This window comes from Streptomyces sp. NPDC054840, assembly GCF_053611065.1.
In genome coordinates, this window is sequence record NZ_JBSGZP010001113.1 from 1 (window position 1) to 1339 (window position 1339).

1 protein-coding gene is annotated in these 1339 nt (G+C 73.1%); it reads right to left on the bottom strand.

Annotation, left to right across the window (positions count from 1 at the left end):
• Positions 1–110: 110 nt before the first annotated feature.
• A complete protein-coding gene (locus ACWGIU_RS37985) occupies positions 111–1232 on the bottom strand; it encodes an AAA family ATPase (RefSeq protein WP_453712659.1) in 1122 nt (373 codons plus the stop codon).
• Positions 1233–1339 lie beyond the last annotated feature (107 nt).

Below are 1339 nucleotides of genomic sequence, written 5' to 3' on the forward strand. Positions count from 1 at the left end.
GTCCACGCGGGCCGCCAGCCACAGGATGTCGGCGATCTCCTCCGCCCCGATGCCGGTGTCCGGGACGCTGCTGTCGGCGCCGTCGGCGAGGGCCGCGAGCAGCTTCTCGATCACGCCGTGGGCCCGGTCAGGTGCTGCATGACGGTGGCGAGGAAGCGTTCGCGGTCCGCGGGCGCGGACCAGGCGCCGGCGAGGCGGAGCTGGATGGCGTTGAGGAGCTGGTCGGTGGCCAGGTCGCCGTCCTCGCCGCGGTCGAGGAAGGCCTGGACGAGGTCCTGGTACTCCTCGCCGGAATCGATGTCGACGCCGAGCCGGCGGCGGACGATGCGGGCGAGCTTGTCGGGTCCGGGCGGCTCCAGGTGGAGGCGTACGCAGCGGCGCAGGAAGGCGGGCGGGAAGTCGCGTTCGCCGTTGCTGGTGAGGACGACGATGGGGAAGTAGCGGCACTGGACACGGCCCTGGGTGATCCGTACGACCGCGTCGGGGTCGTCGTCGGTGCCGATGGCGACGGTGGGGTCCTCCTGGGCGAGGCGGGCGAGTTCCGGGATGAGGAATCCGCCGTCCTCGAAGACGGTGAGGAGGTCGCCGGGGAGGTCGATGTCGCTCTTGTCGATCTCGTCGACGAGCAGCACGCGGGGGCGGTCCTGCGGAAGCAGGGCGGTACCGAGGGGGCCGAGGCGCAGATAGCGGGAGATCGAGGGTGCGGAGGGGGCGGGCGCGGCGGAGAGGGCGGAGGCTGTGTCCTGCGTCGGCCCGGGCACGGCCGCCGCTGCCGCCGCGCCGGGCTGTGCGCCCGGTGTACGCAGCTGCTCCAGCCCGGCCTCCTGGAGGCGGCCGATGGCGTCGTACAGGTAGAGCCCGTCCCGCAGTACGGTCCGGCTGGTGATCGGCCAGTGCAGTACGGGCCCCAGGTTCAGGTCGGAGGCGATGCTGTAGGCGAGCGTGGACTTGCCCACGCCCGGTTTCCCGGTGACGAGCAGGGGCCTGCGCAGGTGCAGGGCCGTGTTGACGACGTCCTTCTCCGGCTCGTCGGGTACGTAGCCCTCGCCGCGCCGCCAGGTGCGCTCCCAGGCCGCTCCCGCGCACCCGGGCGGCGCGTATCCGGGGTCGGGGGTGCCGGTGAAGTCCCGCCAGGGTGGCGGGAATCCGGCCTCCAGGCGGGCACGCCGGTCCGCGCCCTCGCCGGTCCCGTGGTACAGCCACCAGTCCTTCGCCACTGCCTCTGCCTCCATCATCGGTTCCGCCGTCGGTCGGTGGTCGGGGTCAGGCCAGGGACCGGAGGCCCGGCATGTCGTCGGGATCGTCCCACAGGAGCACCAACTGGTCTCCCCCTGAGGGC

What these genes read in the sequence shown, in the direction of transcription:
- ACWGIU_RS37985 (WP_453712659.1), bottom strand. Translation starts at nt 1,232, where the DNA reads ATGGAGGCAGAGGCAGTGGCGAAGGACTGGTGGCTGTACCACGGGACC.